The sequence below is a fragment of the Pseudomonas sp. R62 genome (assembly GCF_000257605.1).
GTDB classification, from domain to species: domain Bacteria; phylum Pseudomonadota; class Gammaproteobacteria; order Pseudomonadales; family Pseudomonadaceae; genus Aquipseudomonas; species Aquipseudomonas atacamensis.
This window is the reverse complement of the sequence record NZ_JH635999.1, coordinates 687,504-694,281: the sequence shown is the minus strand read 5'-3', so window position 1 is coordinate 694,281 and position 6,778 is coordinate 687,504. Positions and strand designations below refer to the sequence as shown.

The 6,778-nt window shown below is 52.6% G+C and carries 8 protein-coding genes and 1 pseudogene; 5 read left to right on the top strand and 4 right to left on the bottom strand.

The window, feature by feature from the left end:
• A partial coding sequence (locus OQK_RS21465; RefSeq protein ID WP_081489908.1) for a helix-turn-helix domain-containing protein occupies window positions 1-277 on the bottom strand: 277 nt, incomplete at its 3' end.
• 91 nt (window positions 278-368) lie between these two features.
• Here OQK_RS21465 and OQK_RS21460 point away from each other — a divergent pair.
• The gene (locus tag OQK_RS21460; protein WP_016774202.1) at window positions 369-812 is read left to right on the top strand and encodes a hypothetical protein; all 444 of its coding nucleotides are present in this window, start codon (window positions 369-371) and stop codon (window positions 810-812) included.
• 193 nt (window positions 813-1,005) lie between these two features.
• Here OQK_RS21460 and OQK_RS29505 read toward each other — a convergent pair whose 3' ends face one another.
• The 3 genes from OQK_RS29505 to OQK_RS21450 all read right to left on the bottom strand — a co-directional run bounded on the left by OQK_RS29505 (window position 1,006) and on the right by OQK_RS21450 (window position 3,463).
• Window positions 1,006-1,200, bottom strand: coding sequence for a hypothetical protein (locus OQK_RS29505; RefSeq protein ID WP_081489883.1), 195 nt, complete (start codon window positions 1,198-1,200; stop codon window positions 1,006-1,008).
• Window positions 1,201-1,391: 191 nt separating this feature from the next.
• The gene (locus OQK_RS21455; protein ID WP_016774201.1) at window positions 1,392-1,751 is read right to left on the bottom strand and encodes a hypothetical protein; all 360 of its coding nucleotides are present in this window, start codon (window positions 1,749-1,751) and stop codon (window positions 1,392-1,394) included.
• A gap of 533 nt (window positions 1,752-2,284) precedes the next feature.
• Window positions 2,285-3,463, bottom strand: coding sequence for an ATP-binding protein (locus tag OQK_RS21450; RefSeq protein ID WP_016774200.1), 1,179 nt, complete (start codon window positions 3,461-3,463; stop codon window positions 2,285-2,287).
• A gap of 397 nt (window positions 3,464-3,860) precedes the next feature.
• Between OQK_RS21450 and OQK_RS21445 the strand changes: the two are divergent.
• The 4 genes and pseudogenes from OQK_RS21445 to OQK_RS21430 all read left to right on the top strand — a co-directional run.
• Window positions 3,861-4,106, top strand: a pseudogene (locus OQK_RS21445) (transposase); the annotation flags it as partial.
• Window positions 4,107-4,466: 360 nt separating this feature from the next.
• Window positions 4,467-4,835, top strand: coding sequence for a response regulator transcription factor (locus tag OQK_RS21440; protein ID WP_038862047.1), 369 nt, complete (start codon window positions 4,467-4,469; stop codon window positions 4,833-4,835).
• Window positions 4,836-5,072: 237 nt separating this feature from the next.
• The gene (locus tag OQK_RS21435) at window positions 5,073-6,275 is read left to right on the top strand and encodes an NAD(P)/FAD-dependent oxidoreductase (protein WP_038861520.1); all 1,203 of its coding nucleotides are present in this window, start codon (window positions 5,073-5,075) and stop codon (window positions 6,273-6,275) included.
• Window positions 6,276-6,386: 111 nt separating this feature from the next.
• Window positions 6,387-6,647 (top strand): hypothetical protein, encoded by a 261-nt coding sequence (locus tag OQK_RS21430; RefSeq protein WP_016774196.1) that lies wholly within the window; start codon window positions 6,387-6,389, stop codon window positions 6,645-6,647.
• Window positions 6,648-6,778 lie beyond the last annotated feature (131 nt).

Here is a 6,778-nt window from a genome sequence, read left to right as displayed (position 1 = left end):
GGTCCATAAGTTGAAGCTCTTCTTGCACGCAAGATAGAAATCTCCTGATATCGCTGGTTTCCTCTTTCCGCATATAGCACGCGGCCACCAAGCTCACCGGATGGATGCCGAGAGCGCTGCAAAGCTCTTCGAGCTTATCAAGCGTTGGGCTGGTGCCACCTCGCTCGAGCAAGCTGACGTTCGTCCGGCTACTGACAAGCGCGAAATCTTCCTGCGTAAGATTGTTCTTAAGGCGGACATGCCTTAGCGTTGCACCAAATGCTTTTCTCAGCTCCATTTTGCGATCTCACAAAAGGAACGATAAAGCTTCATTGCACAATATATGACTACAACATATATTAGTCATTTGTGACACGGAGAGGCTTGCCATGAACCAGGAGCATGGTCGATCGATGATATTTTCCAGCCTGTTCAACGACGATTTTCTAACACGCCCCTTCGTGCGACAGACGGTGATGTGTCCATGGTTCTATCTGCAAGCGGAGGTTCGTGAAGGCAAGGAATTCGTTTGTGAGATGCTCATGGTCTCTTCGTTTGATTCACTTAAAGATATCCTCGAGCAGCAGCATGACTCCTTTCGGGTCCGGTCGATCCAGTATGTCACCCCTGGTTTTTTCAACGAAACTGGCCAATGGCGTATGGAGCCACTTCTGGAGGCGAGCGAAGCGATCGGTCAGAGTGGAGAGAAAATACCCATTTTGAGAGTTGCGGGCCGGACGTATTTGCAAATGGACATCAGCACCGAGATTGACTTCAAAAACCTTAAGGTACTGTTCACCTATAATCGTACGGACATGACTGATTTTCTGTAGGCAGGCTCTGCCTGAGTCGTGGTGACTTGCCTTGCCCCTTCAGCTCTCAGGTGTTCAGGTGTTCAGGTGTTCAGGTGTTCAGGTGTTCAGGTGCGGTTTACAACAAAATTTTGTCCGCATCGATGCGACCGCAAAAGAGTGGCCACATGAAACGAGCGATGTCCGATTTTTCAAATCATCGGAAAATCGTTAATCAGTCGCGTGGCGATGGATCGCCCAAATTCTTGGTGAGCTTCAACGGCATGCCGGCGAATGCTGTACCTTCTACCTTACTAAAAGCATCAATAGCATCGACGTTAAAAAAACTACGATACTTGGACGATTTTTGCAGACGCTCAAGCTTGGCTCGGGCAGTAGCTACAATATCGCTATTGGCTTTAGCGCTCATTCTTCGCCCCCCATTCAAAGCTCTGATACGTAGAACAAAACCTGCCGGAGACCTTGTCCGCGGATTCGATACGCGTCTCGAGGATTTTGGCTGGCATTACCTCCTAACACTCAAAGACCGTCACTTTTTCGGCGACGGGATTCTAGTTCAGTGAAATCAAAGCTCAATCCTGCAAGTGGGCCACACAGTTCTTAATCCGGATGACAATGGAGCAGGCTTTCACACAATTTGATATCCAACGTATTCAGTGAAAGGCTGGCCTCGCTATCCTCAACCTCCGCCTCTGACTCACCTCCCCCGTCTTCCTGTACCAAAGACTCAGGGCTAGTCAAATAAAGAGCTAGCAATTTATGGTGTGGGTAGCGGTTCTCAAAATCCCTGACCAACCCCTTGAAAATGCTTTCACCCGTGGGTGTGCCAGCAACTCGGCGAATCACATAGTCAGCGATAGCCAGGCGCACCTCGATCTCGTTTGAATCGAGTGGAAGGTCCTCGTACCCATCTTCAAACCGGCTATAGGGACGACATCCAACGGGCTTATCAGTCATCATTCAGACCTCCTGCGCGGGTTTACTTTGATAGGTCACACGGCCGTACACGAAACTCCGGCATTACGATTGAAATGATCGTTTTTGCGGGATCTAGGCGCTACCTTCAAAGTACTTCAACACCGAAACAAATGGAACCGCCGGAATCTTGTGTACGGCCAGCGAAATCAAGGAGAGAACGACCTGCGATCCCTTTCAGGCTGGAGGCCTCTGACATCCGACCAGCTGAGATTTCAGTTAACCAAGCAAGTGAGTCATCACATGAGGGTGATCGCAGCGAACGTTCAGAAGATGCCAGCTTTGACGAAATATTGATGATCAAGCGTCGAGCAAGAGACAGTCTTGTTGAGGCGGTATACGCAGCAGATCGTGATAGCCTTGAACTTGTAGCGGAATTTGTCAAAGCGGCTTTACGTGGCAACTCACCAATTCCACGGCCACAACGATTTAGCTATCTCGATAACGAGGAATAAAACGCCACGCGGGGGGGGCACTCCCCTACCGTGCTGCAAGGCAGGAACCACTATTGATGAGGTTCACACTAGGTCATCCAACAGACCATCTTCGCGTAGAAGGTCAACTATCACCTGTTCCTCGATCGTATAGATACCGCGAGAAGTTTTCCAGACCAGTTTCTTTTCCTGCAGTGCCATGAGCGTTAGCTGCACATCTGGCACATCTGGCACATCTGGCGCTTCGACCTTCGGCTCGTTTGTGGCTATGCCAGCGTTCGCTATCGCTTTGGCATACAACTCCATAGTCGAAGATTCGAAAGGCGCGAAACCCTCACCCTTTGCACCCATCACACAAATGACGGCAGACTGGATCGGTGTGAGGCTGTGAATCACCATCTTAAGATTCGCATTGAGCGCTTCCGCTTGCGCTCGGACAAGCTCGGCAAAACGCACCAGGATGGCCTTAGGGTCGACGGTGAGATCGAAACGGATACCGTCTGCGGCTGCGCTTAGAATTTGGGGGCGATAACCACTCTCTTGAAACAACTGGAATACATCTGAAGGGTCGAGATTATTTGGAAGGTCAAGCGCCTTGCAATACCAGTCAACGAAGTCTTCATCCAGCATTGGGAGCTGCAGCATTGAGGCCCCAAAAAACGCCTCATCGCTGCTATTGCGAAGCATGGCAAGCTTGTTTTGGTTTGATCCGATGCAAACGATGCGAAGACCATAATGTTTGGAACTATTAAGTTCGTCCCTGGCCGCCTTTAGCGCAAAGAGTGCTGCGACGCCTTCGGCTGTCGTGATCGCATGTTGGGTTTCGTCGAGTATCAAAACAATGAGTTTTTTCGCCTCATCGGACAGCGCTTCAAATGCCTTGGTGAGACCGATTTCTTCCCCAAGTCCAATTTTGTTCAGTTTGAAATTCACGCGACCGACACTTTTCGATTCCAGCCCGGAAGCTAACGCCAATCGGCTCATGAGTTTCTCGTCACGTCCAATAGCTTCTCGGAGAGTCTCGACTATTACAGCTCCTGGCTCTGTCGTTAGGTCCTTCCAAAGATCGACATACAACACAATGGCTCCCGCCTCTTCCAAGGCAGGCCTCAAATCTTCGCGGGCGAAAGTGGACTTCCCGGTTCGGCGTGGCGCTGTCAGGAAGACACCTGACGCAGCAGCACCGCCCACTGCCACTTGCGTTATCAGCTTAGTGAGCCGTGCAGCCAGCGTCCGGCGGCGGTAAAAATTTTTCTGAGTCATTGCTGGCCTTTGATGAGATCTATAGGAAATCAAAAAGTGTGAGTCCGAATTTGAGCGGGGCTTTGTTTCAGCGACCAGCCGCCGTTGACGGTAGCTGTTCTGTCAGCGGTCAAAAACCATTATAGGTCTGGACCCGGGTTAATAGTCCTATGTCAACTGACTGTACCTCTAAGGATCGATACAAATGCAATATCCGATAACTGTCAGAGCTGGATATTGTCCGTCGACACGCCAGCTAGCAGTATTCTAGTACCACATAGGTCCATTCATGTCGCACATTCCTCCGCCCTCTTCTTCGGTCAGACACCTTGATCGATGCGGGTTATCAGATCCGCATCGACAGCGCCGTCGAGGACAAACGTGACGCCCGCGCCGATGTCAGCGTGCCCCTCACGTCCACGAGGCCGTGCTGGAGGAAATACAGCGTCGAATGAAACATGCACCTGACATGATGCGAGCTCGAAAAAGGACTGTTGAGCATCCCTTCGGGACGCTCAAACAATGGATGGGCTCGACGCACTTCCTGACTCGTAAGTTGGTCGGAGTCAGCGCGGAGATGAGCCTCAACGTGCTCGCCTACAATATGAAACGAGTCATGAAAATCATCGGTACAGAAGGCTTATTAAAAGCGATGGCGACGTAAAAAACCCAGCATTTGCTGCTCCAAGAGGCTCTAAAGCGCTTAATAAACGCTTTGCAACGCTACCGGTGCTAATCATGGCAAATGTTTAGGTAATCGCCTCGCCCAAGAGTGCTGGGCTTAGGCGTCCCTGATACGAAAGTGTTTTTACACACTCTGGGCCATTAGTTGACGCTCGACCTAGGACTGCTTCCAGTCAGCAAGGACGATCAAGCGTGTGTGAGTATTGGCTAAACGGCTCGGCGTCAATCGTGCTTACTAGCATCTATACGCACGTATGGTACGCCGGGTGAGTGGACGGCGTATCTTGCGGTGATGGCGGGCGACCTCAATGGGCCACCCGAGTTGAGCCCGGGTATAGAAATGTCCTCTACCGCTGTTGTTTCCGTTGTTGACGATGACGAGTCCGTGCGAACTGCACTAGACAGTTTGTTGCGATCCCACGGCTATACCGTCCGGATATACCCCAATGCACAAACGTTTCTCGCTTCAACGGGACCGCAGGACACGCGCTGTCTCATCTCCGATATACAAATGCCCGGTATGTCGGGCATTCAGATGTACGATGAGTTACTGGCTAGGGGTATCAAGGTGCCTGTCATCTTTATCACCGGCTATCAGGGATCACCGCCGCGGGTTAGCGCCAACGCCCCTCAACCTGTCGCCTACTTTCCAAAACCCTTTCCCTGCGGCGAGCTGATGGCCTGCATTAAAGAAGCGCTCAGCCGCTGAACCCGCCCTCAATCCAACTGCCTTCATACCTTGGTATGACCAACCGAACCTTTCGCATGTTCGCACTGAACCTATGTAGAAGTGCCCCTCCCCTGCCCCCTCGATACCATCCCTACAGCGAACCGAAACTAGCGTTGCGGAAATCCATTTAAGCCAGGTTTCTGGATCAACCTCGACACGGCCACGCTCAAACAGACCACGCTCTCAAACTTCGACTTTGTCTTCAGGAGTAATCCCATGAAACAGAACATTCTAGTAATTGGCGCAGGGTTTGGTGGGTTATGGAGCGCATTAGGCGCTGCCCGTCTGTTGGACAAGCATGACCGTAACGATGTGCAGATCACCTTATTGGCACCCCAGGCAGAATTGCGTATGCGTCCACGTTTCTATGAGCCTGATGTCCACACAATGATGGCGCCACTCGGCGACCTGCTAGATGCCGTTGGCGTGAAGTTCATCAAAGGCACTGCCGAAAGTATCGATGTCGATCAAAAACAGGTCGCCTACAGCGATGTGTTTGGCACTCAAGGAAAGTTGAGCTACGACCGGTTGGTTCTGGCGGCAGGTAGCCGCGTTATTCGCCCAGCGCTCGAGGGAATCGTTGAACACGCTTTCGACGTTGACCAGATCGAAGAGGCCGCTCGACTCGAAGCCCACATTAAGGCGCTGAAGAATTTGCCGGACAGCGCTGCGCGCAACACCGTCGTGATTGCCGGCGGTGGCTTTACCGGGATCGAAACTGCAACAGAAATGCCTGCCCGCTTGCGTGCCGCACTGGGCGACGCTGCACAAATCAGAGTTATCGTGGTTGATCGGGGCACGCAAATAGCGGCCTCGTTGGGGGATGGCATTCGTCCGTCGATCATAGAAGCCTCCGAACACTTAGGCGTCGAATGGGTGCTCAACACCTCGGTCGTCTCGGTCGACTCGGGCAGCGTAACCTTGGCTGACGGTCAGCGCATCGAATCCAACACGGTAATCTGGACCGTTGGCTTCCGCGCCAATGCGCTGACTGAGCAATTGATCGGCACTCGCGACCCACAAGGCCGCCTGCACGTTGATGGCAACTTGAAGGTTCTGGGGCATTCGGACGTCTATGCCGCGGGCGACGTGGCGCATGCCGCTACGGACGACCTTGGAAACATTGCTGCCATGTCCTGCCAGCACGCCATCAGCCTGGGCCGTTATGCCGGTAACAATGTGGCAGCTGATCTGCTAGGCGTTGAACCGATCACCTACAGCCAGCCCAAGTACGTGACATGTTTGGATCTGGGTGCTTGGGGCGCAGTTTTCACCGAAGGCTGGGACCGCCAGGTGAAATTGATCAAGCACGAAGCCAAAGAGCTGAAGACACAAATCAATACTGTGTGGATCTACCCACCGGCAGCTGAACGCGCGACCGCTCTGGCCGCTGCCGATCCTTTGATTCCGGTGGCCTGAGCCGCCCTCCCAATGAATACCAGTGACAGCAGCAATCGAGCCGCAACTCGGCAACTGTCAGTGACGCGAGTATTCATTGCACTTCACGGCGCCAACCCCGGAATGACCGACATGTATGGTTTTTTTGACAATCACTATCGAGTCTTGAAGCTGTCTCATCTGCTGCTGAGTGGGGGGCTGGTCATGCTGTTGATCGGGATCGTTCTGGCCTACTTCTGCGACGCCTTCCTGACGCTTCCCGCGTTAGTAGGCGCTCATGCCATGACAATTCTCGGCCCAACCGCGATCAAGCTCGGCTATGTTATGCGACTGCTGGCATTCAACCGCCTGCGCCTCGACAGGCTACCTACCGGGCACGGCGTCGCTTTGTAATTTGATCGTTCTTCCCTACCCGGCTCAGCGCTCCCATAACTGAACCGGCACTTCCCAAACGCCCGCCACTCGTTTTTTGGCGGGCGTTTTTTTGCGCCTGCTCAAGTTCAAATGCTGCTGTCACTCAAGCT